At 64.2% G+C, this 20,252-nt stretch carries 19 protein-coding genes; 16 read left to right on the forward strand and 3 right to left on the reverse strand.

Translation table 11 applies throughout. The features are described from left to right. The first annotated feature begins 10 nt into the window (after positions 1–10). Entirely contained in the window at positions 11–1,144 is a 1,134-nt protein-coding gene (dnaJ, locus tag OX460_RS23680; protein ID WP_034745985.1) for a molecular chaperone DnaJ, read from the forward strand. Positions 1,145–1,280: 136 nt separating this feature from the next. Then, positions 1,281–1,952 (forward strand): carbonate dehydratase, encoded by a 672-nt coding sequence (gene can / locus OX460_RS23685; RefSeq protein WP_099666328.1) that lies wholly within the window; start codon positions 1,281–1,283, stop codon positions 1,950–1,952. 21 nt (positions 1,953–1,973) lie between these two features. Here can and OX460_RS23690 read toward each other — a convergent pair whose 3' ends face one another. Next, positions 1,974–2,459 carry a sel1 repeat family protein gene (locus tag OX460_RS23690; protein ID WP_289900121.1) on the reverse strand — a complete coding sequence of 162 codons (486 nt, stop codon included), beginning with the start codon at positions 2,457–2,459 and terminating at the stop codon, positions 1,974–1,976. A 212-nt stretch (positions 2,460–2,671) separates the two neighbouring features. Here OX460_RS23690 and OX460_RS23695 point away from each other — a divergent pair, with 212 nt between their 5' ends. From OX460_RS23695 to OX460_RS23710, 4 genes are all read left to right on the forward strand, one after another. Next, complete coding sequence (locus OX460_RS23695; protein WP_289900122.1) at positions 2,672–3,556, forward strand: TauD/TfdA family dioxygenase; 885 nt, start codon at positions 2,672–2,674, stop codon at positions 3,554–3,556. An 89-nt stretch (positions 3,557–3,645) separates the two neighbouring features. After that, a complete protein-coding gene (locus tag OX460_RS23700) occupies positions 3,646–4,602 on the forward strand; it encodes an ABC transporter substrate-binding protein (protein WP_257219071.1) in 957 nt (318 codons plus the stop codon). A 1-nt stretch (position 4,603) separates the two neighbouring features. Further along, positions 4,604–5,449, forward strand: coding sequence for an ABC transporter ATP-binding protein (locus OX460_RS23705; RefSeq protein ID WP_289900123.1), 846 nt, complete (start codon positions 4,604–4,606; stop codon positions 5,447–5,449). After that, positions 5,446–6,318 carry an ABC transporter permease gene (locus tag OX460_RS23710; RefSeq protein WP_289900124.1) on the forward strand — a complete coding sequence of 291 codons (873 nt, stop codon included), beginning with the start codon at positions 5,446–5,448 and terminating at the stop codon, positions 6,316–6,318. The genes OX460_RS23705 and OX460_RS23710 overlap by 4 nt, the downstream gene beginning before the upstream one ends. Here OX460_RS23710 and OX460_RS23715 read toward each other — a convergent pair whose 3' ends face one another. Then, a complete protein-coding gene (locus OX460_RS23715) occupies positions 6,319–7,206 on the reverse strand; it encodes an HTH-type transcriptional regulator ArgP (protein WP_099666334.1) in 888 nt (295 codons plus the stop codon). It lies immediately after the preceding gene. 144 nt (positions 7,207–7,350) lie between these two features. Here OX460_RS23715 and OX460_RS23720 point away from each other — a divergent pair, with 144 nt between their 5' ends. The 5 genes from OX460_RS23720 to OX460_RS23740 all read left to right on the forward strand — a co-directional run bounded on the left by OX460_RS23720 (position 7,351) and on the right by OX460_RS23740 (position 13,834). After that, entirely contained in the window at positions 7,351–9,813 is a 2,463-nt protein-coding gene (locus OX460_RS23720; protein ID WP_289900125.1) for a PBP1A family penicillin-binding protein, read from the forward strand. A gap of 4 nt (positions 9,814–9,817) precedes the next feature. Next, on the forward strand, positions 9,818–10,441 hold the full coding sequence (locus tag OX460_RS23725) for a trimeric intracellular cation channel family protein (protein ID WP_099376350.1): 624 nt from the start codon (positions 9,818–9,820) through the stop codon (positions 10,439–10,441). Between the two features lie 96 nt (positions 10,442–10,537). Then, on the forward strand, positions 10,538–12,424 hold the full coding sequence (locus OX460_RS23730) for a beta-propeller domain-containing protein (protein ID WP_289900126.1): 1,887 nt from the start codon (positions 10,538–10,540) through the stop codon (positions 12,422–12,424). A 49-nt stretch (positions 12,425–12,473) separates the two neighbouring features. After that, on the forward strand, positions 12,474–13,040 hold the full coding sequence (locus tag OX460_RS23735; RefSeq protein WP_289900127.1) for a sigma-70 family RNA polymerase sigma factor: 567 nt from the start codon (positions 12,474–12,476) through the stop codon (positions 13,038–13,040). Then, on the forward strand, positions 13,037–13,834 hold the full coding sequence (locus tag OX460_RS23740; RefSeq protein WP_289900128.1) for a hypothetical protein: 798 nt from the start codon (positions 13,037–13,039) through the stop codon (positions 13,832–13,834). The genes OX460_RS23735 and OX460_RS23740 overlap by 4 nt, the downstream gene beginning before the upstream one ends. Before the next feature lie 6 nt (positions 13,835–13,840). On the opposite strand, the gene OX460_RS23745 is transcribed toward OX460_RS23740, so the two are convergent. Beyond that, positions 13,841–14,986 carry an MFS transporter gene (locus OX460_RS23745; RefSeq protein WP_289900129.1) on the reverse strand — a complete coding sequence of 382 codons (1,146 nt, stop codon included), beginning with the start codon at positions 14,984–14,986 and terminating at the stop codon, positions 13,841–13,843. Between OX460_RS23745 and OX460_RS23750 the strand changes: the two genes are divergently transcribed. From OX460_RS23750 to potA, 5 genes are all read left to right on the forward strand, one after another. Continuing rightward, positions 14,985–15,137 (forward strand): hypothetical protein, encoded by a 153-nt coding sequence (locus OX460_RS23750; protein WP_180278675.1) that lies wholly within the window; start codon positions 14,985–14,987, stop codon positions 15,135–15,137. The two genes, OX460_RS23745 and OX460_RS23750, sit on opposite strands and share 2 nt — an antisense overlap. Positions 15,138–15,270: 133 nt before the next feature. Continuing rightward, positions 15,271–16,038, forward strand: a complete 768-nt coding sequence (locus tag OX460_RS23755; protein ID WP_289900130.1) for a gamma-glutamyl-gamma-aminobutyrate hydrolase family protein — start codon at positions 15,271–15,273, stop codon at positions 16,036–16,038. Positions 16,039–16,118: 80 nt separating this feature from the next. After that, a complete protein-coding gene (locus OX460_RS23760) occupies positions 16,119–17,489 on the forward strand; it encodes a glutamine synthetase family protein (protein WP_152284186.1) in 1,371 nt (456 codons plus the stop codon). Positions 17,490–17,501: 12 nt separating this feature from the next. Further along, positions 17,502–18,962, forward strand: coding sequence for an aspartate aminotransferase family protein (locus OX460_RS23765; RefSeq protein WP_289900131.1), 1,461 nt, complete (start codon positions 17,502–17,504; stop codon positions 18,960–18,962). A 137-nt stretch (positions 18,963–19,099) separates the two neighbouring features. Continuing rightward, positions 19,100–20,248: a polyamine ABC transporter ATP-binding protein gene (potA, locus tag OX460_RS23770; RefSeq protein WP_289900132.1), complete on the forward strand. Its 1,149-nt coding sequence runs from the start codon at positions 19,100–19,102 to the stop codon at positions 20,246–20,248. Positions 20,249–20,252: the final 4 nt, after the last annotated feature.

Here is a 20,252-nt window from a genome sequence, read left to right on the forward strand (position 1 = left end):
TGCCGACAACATGGCAAAGCGTGATTTTTACGAGACACTCGGTGTCGCAAAAAATGCTTCGGAAGAAGAGATCAAAAAGTCTTACCGTAAACTGGCGATGAAATACCATCCGGACCGCAATCCGGATAGCAAGGAATCGGAAGAAAAGTTTAAGGAAGTCAAAGAAGCCTACGAGATGCTGACCAATCCGGAAAAGCGCGATGCGTATGACCGTTACGGTCACGCTGGCGTGGACCCGAACATGGGCGGCGGTGGCGGCTTCGGCGGCGGTGCTGGCGGCTTTGCCGACAGCTTCGGCGATATCTTCGGCGACATCTTTGGCGGTGGCGGTGGACGCAGCCGCAATGCGGGTCCACAGGTGTACCGTGGCGCCGACTTGCGCTACAACCTGGAAATTACACTGGAGCAAGCTGCTCACGGCTTCGACACGACCATCCGCGTGCCGAGCTGGGATAAGTGCGACACGTGCCACGGCAGCGGCGCCAAGCCGGGCACTTCGCCCACCACTTGCGGTACGTGCGGTGGCCACGGTCAGGTACGCATGCAGCAAGGTTTCTTCAGCATCCAGCAAACCTGCCCGAAATGCCATGGCAGCGGCAAGGTTATCACCGACCCGTGCACGCCATGCGGCGGCGCCGGTCGCATCAAGCGCAACAAGACCCTGGAAGTGAAAATTCCAGTCGGTATCGACAACGGCATGCGTATCCGTTCGTCCGGCAACGGCGAACCGGGCACGAATGGCGGTCCGTCGGGCGACCTGTATGTGGAAATCCACATCAAGCCGCACGCCGTGTTCCAGCGCGAAGGCGACGACTTGCATTGCGAAATGCCGATTTCGTTCACCAAGGCGGCCCTGGGCGGCGAAATCGAAGTGCCGACCCTGAACGGCAAAGTGTCGTTCACGATTCCCGAAGGTACCCAGTCGGGTAAAACCTTCCGCCTGAAAGGCAAGGGCATCAAGGGCGTGCGCTCCGGTTACGCGGGCGACCTGTTCTGCCACGTGGCCATCGAAACGCCGGTGAAACTGACGGAAAAACAGAAAGACCTGCTGCGCGACTTTGAAAAGTCGACGACCGAGGGCGGTGCCAAGCACAGTCCGCAAAGCAAGACCTGGAAAGACAAGGTCAAGGATTTTTTTGAGTAAGCACACGTAATACCATGCGCCGGGATGCTGAAACATCCCGGCGTTTTTTTCACCACGACTGAGAAATGTGCGCGCATCGCCGGCCTATGGGCGCGATCTGCCGCCAACTCAGTCGTACGCACACAATGGGAGCGATATGACCGAACCGAAAAATGGCCTGGCCCTGGCGGAACTGCTGCAGCGTAACCGCCGCTGGGCCGACTCGATGGTGGCGAAAGACCCGAACTTCTTCAAGAATCTGGAAGCGCAAACGTCGCCCGAATACCTGTGGATCGGCTGCTCCGACAGCCGCGTGCCCGCCAACGAACTGCTGGGCATGGCGCCTGGCGACGTGTTTGTACACCGTAATATTGCCAATGTGGTCGTGCATTCCGACCTCAATTGCCTGTCCGTCCTGCAATTTGCCGTGGACGTGCTGAAAGTCAAACATGTCATCATCGTCGGCCATTACGGCTGCAAGGGCGTGCATGCGGCCATGACGGGCACGCGCATCGGCCTGGTCGACAACTGGCTGCGCCACGTCCAGGACGTGGGCCAGAAGCACGAGCGCTACCTGGGCGACGTGCTGACCAGCCGCCAGCGCGGCGACCGCCTGTGCGAACTGAACGTGGTGGAACAAGTCTTGAACGTGTGCCAGACCACCATCGTGCAAGATGCGTGGGAACGCGGCCAGGAACTCAGCGTCCATGGCTGGGTCTATGGCTTGAAGGATGGCTTGCTGAACGACCTGGAAGTGACCGTCAAGGCCGGCCACGAGCTGGCGCCGCGCATGGCGGCCCGCCTGGCCCGCTACGAAGCGACGGCGTAAGCCAGCGATGCTGGCGCGGCGCTAAGGTGCCGCGCCTTCCAGGCGGCCCAGGTAGTCGGCCGCCTCCCGCACGCCCTCTTGCGCCGCCCGGCGCAGCCAGGTCTTGGCCTGGGGAATGTCCTGCGGCGTGCCCCGGCCTTCGGCCAGCGCCACGCCATAGTGATAGCGCGCCAGCCGCGCGTAGGCGGCGTCATCATTCGTATGCGCGCCGCGCCGCATCAGCGCCGTCGCCTGCGCCAGGTCCTTGGTCACGCCGATGCCCGTTTCATACAGCTGGGCCAGCCAAATCATCGAATACACATCGTTCCAGCGCCGGATGCAATCTTCAAAGATGGCGACGGCGGCCGCATGGTCGCCCGTCTTGTCGGCCGCATAGCCGTACAAGCACTTGATGCGCTTGTCGCTGTGCACATAGGCTTTGTAGCTGAGATCACTTTCACCCTGGCTATCCTGGGCATGGACGGGAACGGTAAACAGCAAGGCGAGCAGCAGGGCGTAGGGGGACATGGCTTTCCCGGGGCTAGGGTTAAAGCTTGATGGATAAGCAAGTTTCGTGCTAGCGCCATGCCCAGGCAAGGCCGGTGCTGCTGTGCCAATTCGTGACAGCCGCTGTGGCAGCGTGGCGCAACGCGCCGCGCATATCCATATAGTAAATGCTTCGTTTGCAAGCATGGCTGGCCAGCATACAGTGGACTTCCCCTGACTCTAGTCGAGTTCCCATGTCGGCCGTCCTGAAACCCGCGTTTTCTTCCAGCCCGTTCCGTATCGAGACTTTCGATGCGCCGCTCGGCGCGCAAGTGCTGGGGCTGGACCTGGCGCAGCCGCTGTCGCTGGGCGACTTCCAGCGCCTGCACCACGCCCACCTCGACCATCACGTGCTGGTGTTCCGCGACCAGCGCATCACGCCGCAGCAGCAAGTCGATTTCAGCCGCCGCTTCGGCCCCCTGCAAATCCACGTGCTGCGCCAGTTCCAGCTGCCCACGCAGCCGGAAGTGCTGATCATCTCGAACATCGTCGAGGATGGCCAGCCCATCGGCCTGGGCGACGCGGGCCATTTCTGGCATTCCGACCTGTCGTACAAGGAAGTGCCCAGCCTCGGTTCCATGTTGCACGCGCAAGAGTTGCCGCAGGACGGAGGCGATACCGTGTTTGCGAATATGCACCTGGCCTGGGAAAGCTTGCCTGCCGCGCTGCGCCACGCCGTGCGCGGCGCCCATGCCGAGCACAGCTACCTGAGCCAGTACGAGGAATTGCGCCGCCGCAACCCATGGCGGCCCGCCCTGACGCAAGCGCAGGTCGATGAAGTCAAACCCGTGACGCACCCCGTCGTGCGCGTGCACCCGGAAACGGGGCGCCGCGCCCTGTTTGTCAGCGAACACTTCACCACGCGTATCGTCGGCTTGCCCGACGATGAAAGCCGCGCCCTGCTCGATGAACTGTTTGCCCACAGCGTGCGCCCCGAGCATTTATATGTGCACCGCTGGCAGCCGCACGACCTGGTGTTCTGGGACAACCGCTCGCTGATGCACCTGGCGACGGGCTGTCCGCCCGACCAGCGCCGCAAGCTCTACCGAACCACCATCGAAGGCGATGCGCCGTACTGACTTTGACCGTTGATTTAACCCAAGGAGTGTCCATGTTGCCGATCTTTAGCTTTGCCCGCCGCCTGCTCGCCGCCATCGCCCTACTGTGCATGGCCATGCCCATGGCCCGGGCCGAAGGGCAGATTCGCATCGCGGGCCAGCATGGCATCACCTTCTTGCTGCTCAATATTGCGCAGGAACAAAAGCTGATCGAAAAGCATGGCAAGCAGCAGGGCGTCGACGTCAAAGTCGAGTGGATCACCCTGTCCGGCGGGCCGGCCATCAATGACGCTTTGTTGTCCGGCAATATCGATATCGCGGGGGCTGGGCTGGGGCCGCTGCTGACCATCTGGGACCGCACCAAGGGAAGGCAGAACGTGCGCGGCGTGGCTTCGCTCGGTAATTTTCCCTACTATTTGATCAGCAACAACCCCAAGGTGAAAACCCTGGCGGACTTGACGGACAAGGACCGCATCGCCTTGCCCGCCGTCTCCGTGTCCGTCCAGGCGAGGATATTGCAGATGGCCGTGGCGAAGCAGTGGGGCGACAAGGAATTCGCCCGCCTGGATAAAATCACGCAAACCCTGCCGCACCCGGACGCGGCGGCCGCCATCATCGCCGGCGGCACGGAGCTGACGGGCCACTTCGGCAATTCGCCGTTCCAGGAACAGGAACTGGCGCAAAACCCGAACGCTCACATCATCCTGAACTCGTACGACGTGCAAGGCGGACCCAGCTCGTCGACCCTGCTGTATGCGACGGAAAAGTACCGCAAGGACAATCCGAAGACTTACCGCGCCTTCATCGCCGCCTTGGCGGAAGCGGCGCAGTACGCGAGCAGCAATCCGCAAGGCGCGGCCGACATCTATATCAAGGTCAACAAGAGCAAGGTGGACCGCAACCTGTTGCTGAAAATCTTTGCGAATCCGCAAGTGCAATTCAAGATCGCGCCGCAAAACACCCATGGCCTGGCGCAATTTTTGCACCGCGTGAACGCCATCCGCAACCTGCCTGACAGCTGGCGCGACTACTTCTTTGACGACCCTGCCATTACGCAAGGAGGCTGACATGAACGCACCCGCTTTTCACCTGGTACGTCCGCCAGTCGCCTTACAGCCTTTGCTCAGCGTCAAGAATGTCAGCCTGGAATACCGCACGGAACAGCGCACCGTGCGCGCCACGCATGACGTCAGTTTCGACGTGTTCCGCGGCGACCGTTTTGTGCTGCTGGGGCCATCCGGCTGCGGCAAATCGTCCTTGCTGAAAGCCGTGGCCGGCTTCATCGCGCCGCGCGCGGGCAGCATCGCCATGCAGGGCCAGCCCATCCAGAAACCGGGGCCGGACCGTGTCGTCGTGTTCCAGGAATTCGACCAGTTGCCGCCATGGAAAACGGTGCTGGAAAACGTCATGTTCCCCTTGCTTGCCAGCAAGCGGCTGGACAAGATGGCGGCCCGCGAGCGTGCCCATCACTGGATCGCCAAGGTGGGCCTGGCCGGTTTCGAGGATGCCCATCCGCATACCTTGTCGGGCGGCATGAAGCAGCGGGTGGCCATCGCCCGCGCCCTGGCCATGCAGCCGGAAGTGCTGCTGATGGACGAGCCGTTTGCCGCCCTCGACGCCTTGACGCGGCGCAAGATGCAGGAAGAGCTGAGCCGCTTGTGGGAAGAGCTGCGTTTTACGCTCGTGTTCGTCACGCATTCGATCGAGGAAGCCTTGGTCGTGGGCAACCGTATCCTGCTGCTGTCGCCCCATCCGGGCCGGGTGCGCGCCGAACTCAATAGTCACCAGTTCGGCCTGCACAGCGCCGGCAGCGCGGAATTCCAGGCCGCCAGCAGCCGCATCCATGGTTTGCTGTTCGATGAGGAAACCGTTGCCGTCCCGCCAGCACAGACTGCGCACAGGGAGGCCGTATGAGCGCGCTGCTGGAACCGCCGATCCGCCAGGAATTCGTCTATGCGGCGCCGCCGCCGGCCGGCGGCACCGTCGAGCGGCCGCTGTCGCGCTGGCAGCGCCTGGGCCAGCATGCGCTATGGCGCAAGGCCTTGATTTTGCTCAGCCTGGCCCTGCTGTGGGAAGGCGCGGCGCGCTGGACGCACAATGATTTATTGTTGCCCAGTTTTTTGCAGACGGCGCAGGCATTCATCGGCGGCATCGCCAGCGGTGAGTTGCTCACGCGTACGGCCGCATCCCTCGTCGTCTTGCTGCAGGGCTATGCCGTGGGCGTGCTGGCCGCCTTCGTGCTGACTTTGCTGGCCGTGTCGAGCCGCATCGGGCGCGACGTGCTGGAAACCCTGACGGCCATGTTGAATCCCTTGCCGGCCATCGCCCTGTTGCCGCTGGCCTTGCTGTGGTTTGGCCTGGGGCGCGCCAGTTTGATCTTTGTCATCGTTCATTCCGTGATGTGGCCGCTGGCCCTGAACACGTATGCGGGCTTCCAGGGCGTGCCCGACACCCTGCGCATGGCGGGCCGCAATTACGGCTTGAACGGCTTGCGCCTGGTGCTGCACATCCTCGTGCCGGGCGCCTTGCCCTCCATCGTCTCGGGCCTCAAGATCGGCTGGGCGTTTGCCTGGCGTACCCTGATCGCGGCCGAGCTGGTATTCGGCACCACGTCTGGACAGGGCGGCCTGGGCTGGTACATCTTCCAGAACCGCAACGAGCTGTACACGGACAAGGTGTTCGCCGGCCTGGCCGCCGTCATCGTCATCGGCCTGCTGGTGGAAAACATCGGCTTTCGCAGCCTGGAACGCGTGACTCTCAAGCGCTGGGGCATGCAGCGGTAGTTACTTCAGCATGCTGCGCGCCGCCGCGACGATTTGCCGCGACAGCTGCTCCAGGCGCGGCGATTGCACTTTCCACGTGTGCCAGTACAGGGCCACGTCGGCCGGGGTCTTGGGCGTGAGCATTTCCACCAGCTCGCCATCCGTATTTGCCTTCAGTAACAGCTCCGGCACCATGCCGTAGCCGAGGCCGTAGCGGATGGCGTTGAAGTGCGAGGTGGCGCCCGGCACGTAATGGCAGGGGTAGGCCCCTTCGGGCAAGCCCAGCGCCTCTTGCAGGAACGACGATTGCAGGGTGTCCTTGCGCGTGTAGGCGACGACGGGCGCCGTGCGCGCCGCCTTGCGCGTCAGCCCGTGCGCGAACCACTGCTGGCGGAACGCGGGCGTGGCCACCAGCCAGTAGCGCATCACGCCCAGCGGCTCGGCCGTGCAGCCGCGCATGGGCTTGGGCTCCGTGCTGATGCAGCCGATCGCCATGCCCGTTTCCAGCAAGGTGTAGGTGTGGTCCTGGTCTTCCACGGTCAGGTCCAGCAGCACGCGCTCGCGTATCAGCACCTCGGACAGGGCAGGGAAGAACCAGGTGCCCATCGAGTCCGCGTTCAGCGCCAGCACCAGGGTCAGCGGGGCATCCTGCTGCACCGCCAGTTCCGCCTGCAAGTCCGCCTCCAGCAGCTTGGCCCGCTTCAGATACTGCATCAGCCGCTGGCCCATGCGCGTGGCGCGTGCGGGACGGCTGCGCACGATCAGCGCATTGCCCAGCTGGCTTTCCAGCGCCCGCACCCGCTGCGAAATGGCGGGCGACGTCAGGTGCAGCCGCAGCGCCGCCTGTTCGAAGCTGCCCGTTTCGACGACGGCGCGGAACGCTTCCGTGTGCTTGGGATTGAGGTCCATGGTGCGCGCCTAACATAAGAAAAATTTATCAATACTAAATAATACTTACTTTTCATAAGGATAGGTGTGTTGCAGTGCACAATACCTCTTTGATGGAGTGCCGCGCGCCTGCGCGGGGCCTCCTGGCAGCAAAGGAATGACAATATGGAAACGCAAGATACGGCGCAAGACAGCTCGCAAGACAACGGCAAAGACGGCACCACGGCGCGCAAGCCGCCATCCAAGCTGGCGCGCAATCTGAAATTCGGCCTGGGACTGACCCTGGGCCTGGGCTTGTCCGCAGCCCTGGCGGGCGGTTGGTGGCTGCGCCAGGCGTGGCAGGATTTGCCCGCCGTCGAGCACCTGGCCCAGTACAAGCCCGCGCTGCCGCTGCGCATTTTCTCCAGCGAAGGCGAGCTGCTGGCCGAATACGGCGAAGAGCGCCGCGAATTCCTGCCTTTGAAGGAGATCCCCCTGCGCATGCGCCAAGCCTTGCTGGCCATCGAGGATGCGCGCTTCTACGAACACGGCGCCGTCGATTTCTATGGCCTCACGCGCGCCACGCTCGCTAATGTCGTCACGGGCCACCACGCGCAGGGCGCCAGCACCATCACCATGCAGGTGGCGCGCGACTTTTTCCTGTCGCGCGACAAGACCGTGCAGCGCAAGCTGACGGAGATGCTGCTGGCCTACAAGCTGGAACAGCACTATGGCAAGGACAAGCTGCTGGAACTGTATATGAACCAGATTTACCTGGGCGAACGCTCCTACGGCTTTTCCGCCGCCTCGAACATTTACTTTGACAAGCCCCTGGCCGAGGTCAGCATCGCCGAAGCAGCCATGCTGGCCGGCTTGCCGAAGGCTCCATCGGCCTACAACCCTGTCGCCAATCCGCAGCGCGCGACCGTGCGCCAGCACTATATCCTGCAGCGCATGCGCGAACTCGGTTACATCACGCCGGCCGAATACACGGCCGCCGTGGCGGAAAAACTGGCGCTGAACAAGGACCGCAACAGCTCCGTGCATGCGGCCGCGTATGCGGTCGAAGAAGCGCGCCAATTGATCCTGCAAAGCTATCCCGAGGGCGCCTACAGCATGGGCCTGGACGTGACGACGACCATCCGCATGGCGCCGCAGCGGGCGGCCGACAAGTCGCTGCGCGACGGGCTATTGAATGCGCAGGCGCGGCGCGGCTACCGTGGCCCGGAAGCGCGCCTGGCCGCTTCCGAAGACAGCGTGGCGCGCCAGCTGGCCGCCTACCCGGACAGCGGAGAATTGCGCGCCGCCCTCGTGCGCAAAGTGGAAACCGCCGGCAAGCGCCAGGTGACGGCGCAGCTGCGCAATGGCGACGAGATCGTGCTGGCGGCATCGGATGCGCGCCTGGGCGGCAAGCTGCAATGGGATGGCAAGCGCGCCATCGTCGAGGGCAGCGTGATCCGCGTGATGCACGACGCGGCAAAGAAGCGCTGGCTGGTGAGCCAGTTGCCCGAAATGGAAGGCGCGCTCATTTCCGTCGAGGCGCACAGCGGCGAAATCGTCGCCATGGCGGGCGGCTTCGATTTCTACCGCAACCACTACAACCACGCCATGCAGGCCTACCGCCAGCCCGGTTCCAGCTTCAAGCCCTTCGTGTATTCGGCGGCGCTGGAAAAGGGATATTTCCCCGGCACGGCCGTGGACGATACGCAGCGCCTGCTGCTGCCGCAGGAAACGGGCGCGCAGCCTTGGCGTCCGCGCAATTACGGCAATAACTATGAAGGCTTCATCAGCGTGCGGCGGGGCCTCGTGCGCTCGAAAAACCTGGTGGCCGTCAGCCTGATGCAGGCGGCCGGTCCCGGCTACGTGCAGCACTACGCCACGCGCTTCGGCTTCGAGGGCGCGCGCAATCCCGTTTCCTTGCCGCTGGCGCTGGGCGCGGGCGCCGTCACGCCGCTGCAGCTGGCGCAATCGTATGCCGTGTTTGCCAATGGCGGCATGCAGATGCCGCCGAAATTGATCAAGGAAGTGCGCAGCCGCAGCGGCGAAGTGCTGTTCAGCGATGCGGCGCCACGCGCCAAGGGAGAACCGGCGCCGGGCACGCAAGTGATCTCCACGCGCAACGCCTACGTCATGGACAGCATGCTGCGCGACGTCGTCAAGAGCGGCACGGGACGCGGCGCGCTGGCGCTGGGACGCGGCGACGCGGCCGGCAAGACGGGCACCTCGAACAACGCCTACGACGCCTGGTTCGCCGGCTATTCCTCGGGCCTCGTCTCCGTCGTCTGGCTCGGCTACGACCAGCCCAAGAGCCTGGGCAATGCCACCGGCGGCACCCTGGCGCTGCCCGTCTGGCGCGACTACATGCAGGTGGCCGTACAGGGCCGCCGCGAGCAGGTGCTGGCCGAACCGGCAGGCCTGGCCCTGCTCGACGGCGATTACGTGTATGCCGAATACCTGGCCGGCGACTGCCTGAAGGATAACTTTGCCTTTATCCACAGCAGCGTCAGCTGCGGCAGCCTGGGGGCGGATACACGCATGGCGCACGACGATGCTGGCAACGGCGGCTCCAGCACTGGCACGAACGAGGCGCGCACTCTGAGCGAAGCGCGCGAACGCGAACAAATTCTCAAATCATTTTCGGAAGAGTAATAGCATGCTGTTATATACGATTTACCTGGTGGCGATTGTCGCCGAAGCGATGTCCGGCGCCATCATGGGCATGCGGCGCGGTATGGATTTGTTCGGCATCTGCATGATCGGCACCGTCACGGCGCTCGGCGGCGGCACGGTGCGCGACGTGCTGCTGGGGCACTATCCGCTGGGCTGGATCGCGCATCCCGAGTACCTGCTGTTTACCATCGGCGCGGCCGTCGTTACGGCCTTTGTCGCGCGCTACCTGCACCATCTGCGCGCCGTCTTCCTGCTGGTCGATGGACTGGGCCTGGTGGCGTTTTGCGTGATCGGTTGCGACATCGCCATGTCGGCCAAGATGCATCCGGCCATCGTCGTGCTGGCGGGGATGATCACGGGCGTTTTCGGCGGCCTGCTGCGCGATATCCTGTGCAACCAGATTCCCCTCGTGCTGCAGCGCGAAGTGTATGCCACCGTGGCCCTGTTTACGGGCAGCCTGTATGTCGGCCTGCTGTACTTCAAGGTCGACAGCTCCGTGGCGCAACTGGCGTCCATCGGCGCTGGTTTCCTGTTCCGCTTCCTGGCTTTGCACTTCGAGTGGCGCCTGCCGAATTTCAATGGCGACCGGATTCGCGGATTTGAATAGGGCGCTGGCTTCCTGAATATTTTTACGCGCATTTAACCCCTTTTTCTCCGCCGCTGCGTTTCATGTTGGACACCCCAGCCAACCGGAGAAGAAGCGATGTCCAGCGCCCTCAAGATCACATTGATACTGTCCCTGCTGCTGTCGGCGGGCTGCCACGCCGCCGGCACGGCGCCGCGCAAGACCCTGGCGCCGTTTACCAGCGAGCAGGCCTTGAGCAGCTACCTGCAGCAGTTGCAGGCGCGCCAGGCGGCGCTGCAAAGGGAGCAGCAGAAACTGCAGCGCGCCACGGCGCAGTACATGGCAGTACCAGCGCCGGCCCCTCCCGCGCCGATGGCGGCGAAAGCCGCGCCGGCAGCGTCGGCAGAAGCGGCGGAATCCGTCACCAATGTGCAGACGGCGGGCGTGGACGAAGGCGGCATCGTCAAGCTGCATGGCAAGCACCTGGTGATGCTGCGGCGCGGCAAGTTGTTCACCGTGCAGGTGGGGGGCAAGGCCCTGCAGCCCGTCGCCTCGCTCGACGCGTTCGCGCCGGGCAGCGACCCTTCCGGGAGCTGGTATGACGAAATGCTGATCGATCGCGACACGGTGGTGGTGATCGGCTACAGCTACAGCCGGGGCGGCACGGAGATCGGCCTGTTCGACATCGATGCGGACGGCAAGCTGGCCTACCGTGCCACCTACCACTTGCGCTCCAACGACTATTACTCGTCGCGCAACTACGCGAGCCGTTTGATCGGCAGCAAGCTGGTGTTTTACTCGCCCTTGTCGCTGAACTTGCGCCGTGGCGACCCGTTTGGCGGCTTTCCCGCGCTGCGCCGCTGGCGTCCCGACGCCGTACCATCGGACTTCAAACGCATCGCCCCAGCCACGCGCATCTACCGCACCGACGAAGAACCCGAGATGGGCGCCGGCCTGACCCTGCATACGGTCACCGTGTGCGACCTGGCGCAGCGCGACATGCGCTGTGAAGCGACCGCCGTGATGGGACCGCAGGGGCGCGTGTTCTATGTGTCGGGCGAATCCGTCTTTGTCTGGATCACGCGGCGCGGCAGCGACTCGGGCGTGTTCCGCATCCCCCTCGACGGCACGGCGCCCAGCGTCCTGAAGGTGGCCGGCGCACCCGTTGATCAGTTCTCGTTCCTGGGAAGCGCGGATGGCCACCTGAACGTCCTGTTGCGCGCAGAAGGCCAGGGCGACGCCATGTGGGATGGCACGCGTGGCCGAGGCGACATGGCGCTGCTGCGCGTGCCATTGGCGTCGTTTTCCGATGGCCGCGACAGTGCGCCAGCCAGCAGCTACAAGGCGCTGCCCGGTGGCGGCTACGGGCTGCAGAACCGCTATGTGGGACCTTATCTGTTGTACGGTAATCCGGGCAATCCCGGACGCCGCAAGGCCGACCAGGCCTGGCCGCGCCAGCCCCTGTATGCCTTACGCTGGGCCGATGGGGGCAGCGTGCAAGCCTTGTCCCTGCCGCACGGCGTGGAACGCATCGAAGCGCTGGGCGATGACGCCGTGGTGATCGGCGCGCAGGGCAAGGATCTGCATTTCAGCAGCATCCGCCTGGGGGCGCAGGCGGCGATTGCCGCGCGCTACATCCGCGCCGATGCGGCGCAGGGCGAATCGCGCAGCCACGGTTTTTTCTACAAGCCGCAAGCGGCGGGGGAGGGCATGATCGGCCTGCCCATCCTGGGCGGGGACGAGCGGCCAGGCTTGAACAAGTCATCGGCTTCCGTGCTATACCTGCGCAACAGCGGCTTGCAATTGACGGAACTGGGCGCGCTGGCGGCCCGGCCCGGCCAGCCCCCGGACGACGGCTGCCGCGCGTCCTGCGTGGACTGGTATGGCAATGCGCGTCCCCTGTTCCTGCAGGGGCGGGTCTTCGCCCTGCTCGGCTATGAATTGGTGGAAGGAGCGCTCAAGGAAGGACAGATCCGCGAAGTGCGCCGCATCAGCTATGCGCCCATTGCGTCCACTTTACGCTGAAGGAGCAGGGAAATTGCCGCTGCCGCGCAGTTCGGCTACACTGTTTCGCATGCCCGACACCCTCATTACCGCGACGGATGAAGACCTGATGCTGCGCTATAGCGCCGGTGACCTGCCGTCGTTTCGCGAATTGTATCGGCGTCATAGCCAGGGACTGTACCGCTTCGTGGCCTGGCGCGCGCCGCGCCGCGCGTGGGTGGACGAGATCGTGCAGGATGCATGGGCCAGCCTGCATGCGGCGCGCGCCGGCTACCAGCCGCAGGCGGCGTTTCGCACCTATCTGTACCAGATCGCGCGCAACCGCCTGATCGACCTGCTGCGCCAGCGGGAAGGACAGGAACACGATGACGTGGGCGAACTGGCGGACGAGGGGGCATCGCCGCCGCAGTCGCTGGAGCAGAAACAGCAGCACGCGCTGCTGCATGCGGCCATCGCCGCGCTGCCGGCCGAGCAGAAGGAAGCGCTGGTGCTGCAGCAGTTCAGCGGCATGAGTATCCTCGAGATCGCCGTGGTGACGGGGGCGGAAGCGGAAACCGTCAAGAGCCGGCTGCGCTACGCCATGCAGAAATTGCGCACGGGCTTGGACAGCGCCGCTGGCGCGGGAGGACAGGCATGAATACGCACGGTACAGATCATCAAGATCATCACGACGAAGAATTGAACGCGCTGCTGGCCAGTTTGCCGCAGCCCGCGCCTTCCAGCGCGCTCGATGCGGCCATTCTGGCGGACGCTGAAAAAGCCCTGCAGCAGCCGGCGGCCGCGAACGACAGCGCCGATGGTGTGCTGCGCACCTTGCCCGCCAAGAAAGCACCGGACTACCTGCAGCGCTGGCGCGTTCCGCTGGGACTGGCGGCGGCCGTGCTGTTGACGGTCAACCTGATCGGCGTGGACTGGTTCGGCTCGAAGCCGGCGCAATTTCCCGTGGTCGGGGAACCGGTCACGCAGGAGGTGATGTCCGAACCGGCCGCTGCGCCCGCGACGGAGTCTGCGCCACCGCCCCCGGCACCGCGCGCCATGGCCAAGGCGGTACCGAGGCCGCCGGTGCAGGTCGAGCCAGTGCCGGCACACATGCCAGCACCCGTGCCTCCGCCAGCGCCACCGGCCCCACCGCCTCCTGCCACGACAATGCCTCAGGCCATGGGGCAGCAAGCGGCCATGCAGGCCGAGTCCAGCATGCAGCGCCAGGCGCCCGTGCAGCGCGCGCTGGCCATGCCCGCGCCCGTCGCGGCCCGTTCCGCCCCGCTGCCGCCTTCCGCAAAGCTCGACGCTTCCGTGTGGCTGGTGAAGATCGACGCCTTGCTCAAGGCTGGCGAAGGCGCATTGGCGCACGAGGAGTGGACGGCGTTCCGGCAGGCGTATCCCGATTATCCCGTGGCCGAGGAATTGCAGCGGCGCCTGGAAAAGAAGTAGCGGAAGTTAAACGATCCCCTTCCGGCGTTCCCACACGGCGCTGCCCACGAAAATGGCGGCGCACACCCACATCACGGCCGGCAGCGCGTTGACGCCCACCGATTGCATCAGGACGCCCGTCAGCAGGGGGCCGCCACCGCTGGTCACGCCCCAGGTGGCGTTGACGATGGCGCTGGCGCTGGTCAGCGACAGTCCCGTGAAACGTTCGCCGCAGGCCACCAGCGCCAGCATGTAGATGCCGCCCGCCGCCGCGCCCAGCAAGAGCAGCAAGGTCCACCACAGCCACGGCGTGCCGACGGCGAACGGCAGCAGCGGCAGCAGCAGGCAGACGGCCACGCCGCAGCCCGCGTGCACTTTGGCGCGGCCGAAGCGGTCGGCCATCCATCCGAGTACGAATTGCAGGCCCGTGTCGCCCACCAGCACCACGGTGGCCGACAGCAGGGCCAGGTCCGTGCCGATGCCGTGCTCCATCGCGTACAGGGGCAGCAGGCTCAATGCTAGCGTGTCGAACAGGGCGAAGAAGGCGGCGCCCAGCACGATCATCGGCATGCGCGGCAGGATCAGGGTCCACTTCACGCCGTGTTCTTCCGGTTCGCGTTCCGGGCCGCTGTTCGAGATCAGCATCAATCCCGGCACGGCCAGCAAAAACAGCAGGCCGCAGGCGGCGAAGCTCCAGCTGATCTTGTCGTTGAAGAGCGCCACCAGGGCAGGGCCGATCAGCTGAAAGAAAGTAAAACTGGTGGTGTACATGGCCACCACGCGGCCGCGCGAATTATCGGGCGCCAGGCGGTTCACCCACGCCTCGCCGATGGTAAACAGCACGCCCATGGCGCCGCCGAACAGGAAACGCAGCACGCTCCACGCCAGCAGATGGTCGGTGAACTGCATGGCGACCGTCGCCAGCGACGCCACCCAGACGGCGCCCAGCATGGTGGCGCGCGCGCCGAAGCGTCCCACCCAGCGCGAGACGAATGGCGAGGCGGCCAGGATGCCGAGGGCGCTGACGGCCGTGATCATGCCGATGATGTCCGTGCCCACGCCGCGCTGGTGCAGGGTCAGCGCGGTGAGCGGCATGGTGGCGCCCAGGCCCAGGCCCACCACGCCGATGCTCACCACGAGGGCGAAGAAGTCGCGCCATGGCATGTGCTTCATGGCTGCTCCCGCAGGGTGGAACAGGGACTTGGAAAGGCTGGAAAACGGTGTGGATGCATGGGAAAGTAAGAAGACTTTGCCGGTGGCGCTGGTATTTGGCGCCGGACGGGCATATGATGATTTTAACAAAGGCAATATTGCAAAGCCGTAGTGTAGGCGATGTGTGCCGCCGCTGGCCACGGTCATCGGTGTGGCCGCCCCTGCCGGCTCTGCTGTACAGTGAAGCGAGCGGCAGCGCCGTCATGCGCTGTCATTGGATCGTCACGCCAGCGAGGTAGCACTCTATGCGCCGTCCCATCGTTCTCGTCCCCGCCTGCCAGCGCCAGCTTGGCAGCCACGCCTGGCACATGGCGCAGGAAAAATACCTGCACGCCGTGTTGCACGGCGCCGGCTGCATGCCGCTGCTGCTGCCCGCCTTGGGCGCAGCTGCGGACCTGGAAGCGGCGCTGCACATCGCCGACGGCGTCATGCTGACCGGTTCCGCCTCGAACGTCGACGCGCGCCTGTATGGCGAAGACATCCTGCATCCCGACCTGCCGCAAGACCCCGCGCGCGACGCCACCACCTTGCCCCTGATCCGCGCCGCGCTGGCGCGCCAGCTGCCCTTGCTCGCAATCTGCCGCGGCTTCGAGGAAGTCAATGTGGCCCTTGGCGGCAGCCTGCACCAGGCCGTGCACGCCGTGCCGGGCATGCAAGACCACCGGGAGAACGTGCTCGATCCCCTGGGGCGCCAGTATGCGCCCGCGCACCGCATCAAGCTGATGCCCGACGGCCTGCTGTCGCGCCTGCTGGGCGGCGAGAGCGAGATGATGGTCAATTCCCTGCATGGCCAGGGCGTCGCCCGGCTGGCCGACGGCTTGCTGGTGGAAGCCCTGGCCGATGACGGCCTGGTGGAAGCGTATAGCGTGGCCAGTGCCGCCGGTTTTACCCTGGCCGTGCAATGGCACCCGGAATGGCAGGTGGAAGACAATCCGCAGTCCATGCGCCTGTTCGATGCCTTCGGCCAGGCTTGCCGCGATTACCAGGAACAGCAGCACAGAAAGGAAAGATAACAGGCAAGGATGACAGGTGCGCCGCACCGGCACCATGCGGCGCTTAATCAGGAAAAGCGCAAGACCAACGAGAGGGAAACATGGCAATACGCGAAAATTTCACCTATACGGATATGGATTTGTGGCTCAATGAAAAGCGCGTCACGGAAATCGAATGCCTGGTGCCCGATTTGACGGGCGTGGCGCGGGGGAAGATCCTGCCGCGCGGAAAATTCACCCAGGAGCGCGGCATGCGCATCCCGGAAGCGGTGCTGGGCATGACGGTGACGGGCAATTACCCGGTCGACGACGGCGGCTACGACCGCGCTATTTCCAGCACCGACCGCGACATGATTTTGAAGGCCGATCCCACCACCATCACCATGGTGCCGTGGGCTACCGATCCTACTGCGCAAGTCATCCACGATTGCTATTTCGCCGACGGCATGCTGGTTGATTTCGCCCCGCGCTCCGTGCTGCGCCGTGTACTGAAGCTGTATGCGGACAAGGGCTGGAAACCCGTGGTGGCGCCGGAGCTGGAGTTCTACCTGACGGCGAAAAACACGGACCCGGACCTGCCCTTGAAGCCGCCGATTGGCCGCAGCGGCAGGGCCGAGACGAGCCGCCAGGTGTACAGCATCGACGCCGTCAACGAGTTCGACCCGCTGTTCGAGGATATCTACGATTACTGCGAACTGATGAACCTCGACGTCGACACCTTAATCCACGAGATCGGCGCAGGGCAGATGGAAATCAACTTCCTGCACGGCGATCCGCTGGGCCTGGCCGACAAGGTGTTTTTCTTCAAGCGCACCCTGCGCGAAGCGGCCCTGAAACACGATATGTACGCCACCTTCATGGCCAAGCCCATGGCGGGCGAACCGGGTTCCGCCATGCACGTGCACCAGAGTGTCGTCGATGCGAAGACGGGCCTGAACATCTTCAGCAACGAGGACGGTTCGGCTGCGCCTATCTTCAAGCATTACATCGCGGGCCTGCAGCGCTACATGCCGTCGGCCATGGCCATCGTCGCGCCCTACGTGAATTCATATCGCCGCATCGTGCGCCACACGGCCGCGCCCATCAACATCCAGTGGGGCCTGGATAACCGCACGGTGGGCTTCCGCGTGCCCGAGTCGGGCGTGCAGGACCGGCGCGTGGAAAACCGCATCATCGGTGCCGACGCGAATCCATACCTGGCGCTGGCCGTGACCCTGGCCTGCGGATATCTCGGCATGACGGAACAGCTGGAAGCGACGCCGATGATGGTGGGCAGCGCGTATGACCTGAAATTCGAACTGCCGCAAGGCTTGCCCGAGGCGTTGCAGCTGCTGCGCGCGGAAGACAAGCTGCGCACGGTGCTGGGCGAGCGCTTCATCGACGTGTATGCGGCCATCAAGGATCTCGAGCACCAGGAATTCATGACCGTCATCAGTCCGTGGGAGCGCGAACATCTGCTGCTGCATGTATAGGAAAGGATCGCAATGAGCACAACACACAATCCGCTGGCGCCCAGCGCCGCCCTGGTCGCCTCCGTGGCGCAGAAAAACGCGGCGCCGCAGGTGTACGACACGGCCGCCATCCAGCAGATGGACTCGGCCCACTACCTGCACCCGTTCACCGATTTCCAGGACCTCGCCAGCAAGGGGGCGCGCGTGATGGTGCGCGGCGATGGTGTTTACCTGTGGGATAGCCAGGGCAAAAAAATCGTCGATGGCATGTCGGGCCTGTGGTGCGTGAACGTGGGTTATGGCCGCACGTCGATCTCGCAGGCCGTGTACCGGCAAATGGAGACGCTGCCGTTCTATAACAGCTTCTTTGGCACGACCAACGTGCCGGCCGCGCAGCTGGCGGCCAAGCTGGCGCAAATATCGCCGCCGCAGTTCCAGCACGTGTTCTTCACCAGCTCCGGCTCCGAGGGCAACGACACGAATTTGCGCATGGTGCGCCGCTACTGGGACATTCTTGGCCACAAGGAACGCCACACCATCATCAGCCGCCACAATGCGTATCACGGCAGCACGGTGGCTGGAGCGTCGCTGGGCGGCATGGATGGCATGCATGCGCAGGGCGGTATGCCGATACCTGGCATCGCGCACATCGGCCAGCCGAATTACCTGGAATCGGGTCACGGCTTGAGTCCCGAGGAATTCGGTATCAAGGCGGCCGGCTGGCTGGAGGAAAAAATCCTGGAAATCGGCGCGGACAAGGTGGCCGCCTTCATCGGCGAACCGGTACAGGGCGCCGGCGGCGTCATCATCCCGCCATCGACCTACTGGCCCGAGATCCAGCGCATCTGCGACAAGTACGGCATTTTGCTCATCGCCGATGAAGTCATCTGCGGATTCGGCCGCCTGGGGCGCTGGTTCGGCTCCGAACTGTTCGGCATCAAGCCCGACCTGATCACCTTTGCCAAGGGTGTCACCTCGGGCTATGTGCCGCTGGGCGGCGTGCTGGTGGGGGACAGGGTGGCCAAGGTGCTGATCGAGCAGGGCGGCGAATTCACGCACGGTTTCACGTATTCAGGCCACCCCGTGGCCTGCGCGGCCGCGCTGGAAAATATCCGCATCATCGAGGACGAGCAACTGGTGGCCAAGGTGGCCGAGGATACGGGACCGTACCTGAAACAGTGCTTTGCCAGCCTGGGCGAACATCCGCTGGTCGGTTATGCGGACAGCTGCGGCCTGGTCGCGGGCCTGAACCTGGTGCGTCGGAAGGGCGCCACCGTGCATGACAACGAACTGTTCGACGAGGACCAGGGCGTGGGCATGATCTGCCGCGGCCACATGTTCGACAATGGCGTCATCATGCGCGCCGTGGGCGAGCGCATGATCGTCGCCCCGCCGCTGGTCATGACGCGCGCGCAGATCGACGAAATGGTGGGCTTGATACGGGTATGCCTGGACAAGACCCATGTGGACGTGCAGGCGAAGGGCTGGGTGTAGGTTTTTGCCCCATTTTGCCGCCATCTGCGCATTTTTTGGACCGCAATGGCGGCAGTTCCGCTAAACTTCCATCTTGGCCGCTACTATAGCGGCCAGTTTTTCATTTTGACACCCTCTTACCCAGAAGCCACCCACACATGACGATAGCAACACCCTTTGCTTCGGCCAGCGACGCCCCTGCGCCTTTTTTGCTGATTGATCAACTGGTCAAGGAATTCGATGGCGTGCGCGCCGTCAATGATATTTCCGTGACGATCAACAAGGGCGAGATATTCGCCTTGCTGGGCAGTTCAGGTTGCGGCAAGTCGACCCTGCTGCGCATGCTGGCCGGTTTCGAGACGCCGACGTCGGGCCGCATCGCCCTGGCGGGCAACAGCATCGTCGATGTGCCGCCGCACCAGCGCCCCATCAACATGATGTTCCAGTCGTACGCGCTGTTCCCCCATTTGTCCGTGTGGGACAACATCGCCTTCGGCCTGCGCCGCGACGGCTTGCCGAAAGCGGAAGTGGCGGCGCGCGTCGAACAGATGCTGGCGCTGGTGCAGTTGGACCAATACGCGAAGCGCAAGCCGCACCAGCTGTCGGGCGGCCAGCAGCAGCGTGTGGCGCTGGCGCGCAGCCTGGCCAAGCGGCCGCAATTGCTGCTGCTCGACGAGCCGTTGGGCGCGCTGGATAAAAAACTGCGCGAACGCACGCAGATGGAACTGGTGAACATCATCGAGCAGGTGGGCGTCACCTGCGTGATGGTCACGCACGACCAGGACGAGGCCATGAGCATGGCGACGCGCATCGCCGTCATGAGCGAAGGGCGCATCCTGCAGGTGGGCGCGCCCGGCGAAATCTACGAAACGCCGAACTGCCGTTTCGTGGCCGACTTCATCGGCAGCGTGAACCTGTTCGATGGCCGCATCACGGAAGACGAACCGGATCACGTGATCATCGATACGCCCGACGGCCGCCAGTATGTCGCGCATGGCATCACGGGCAACCTGGGCATGGATGTCTCGGTGGCCGTGCGCCCCGAAAAAATCGGCATCCAGATCGAGCCTCCCGCCCTGGAGGAGCGCGCGTCGCCGGCGGAACATGGCTACAACTGTGCCCAGGGCGTGATCGTCGCCATGGCGTATTTTGGCAATGAAACCAGTTACCACGTGCGCCTCGACAGCGGCACGGTGGTGAAAGTCTCGCGCACCAACGCGGCCCGCCACGATGTCTCGCGCCTCGAGCGCGAGCAGCGCGTGTGGGTATGGTGGGATGGCGCCGACATCGTCGTGCTGACCAGCTGAGGCC

Source organism: Janthinobacterium sp. SUN033 (genome assembly GCF_030397595.1).
GTDB classification, from domain to species: domain Bacteria; phylum Pseudomonadota; class Gammaproteobacteria; order Burkholderiales; family Burkholderiaceae_D; genus Janthinobacterium; species Janthinobacterium kumbetense.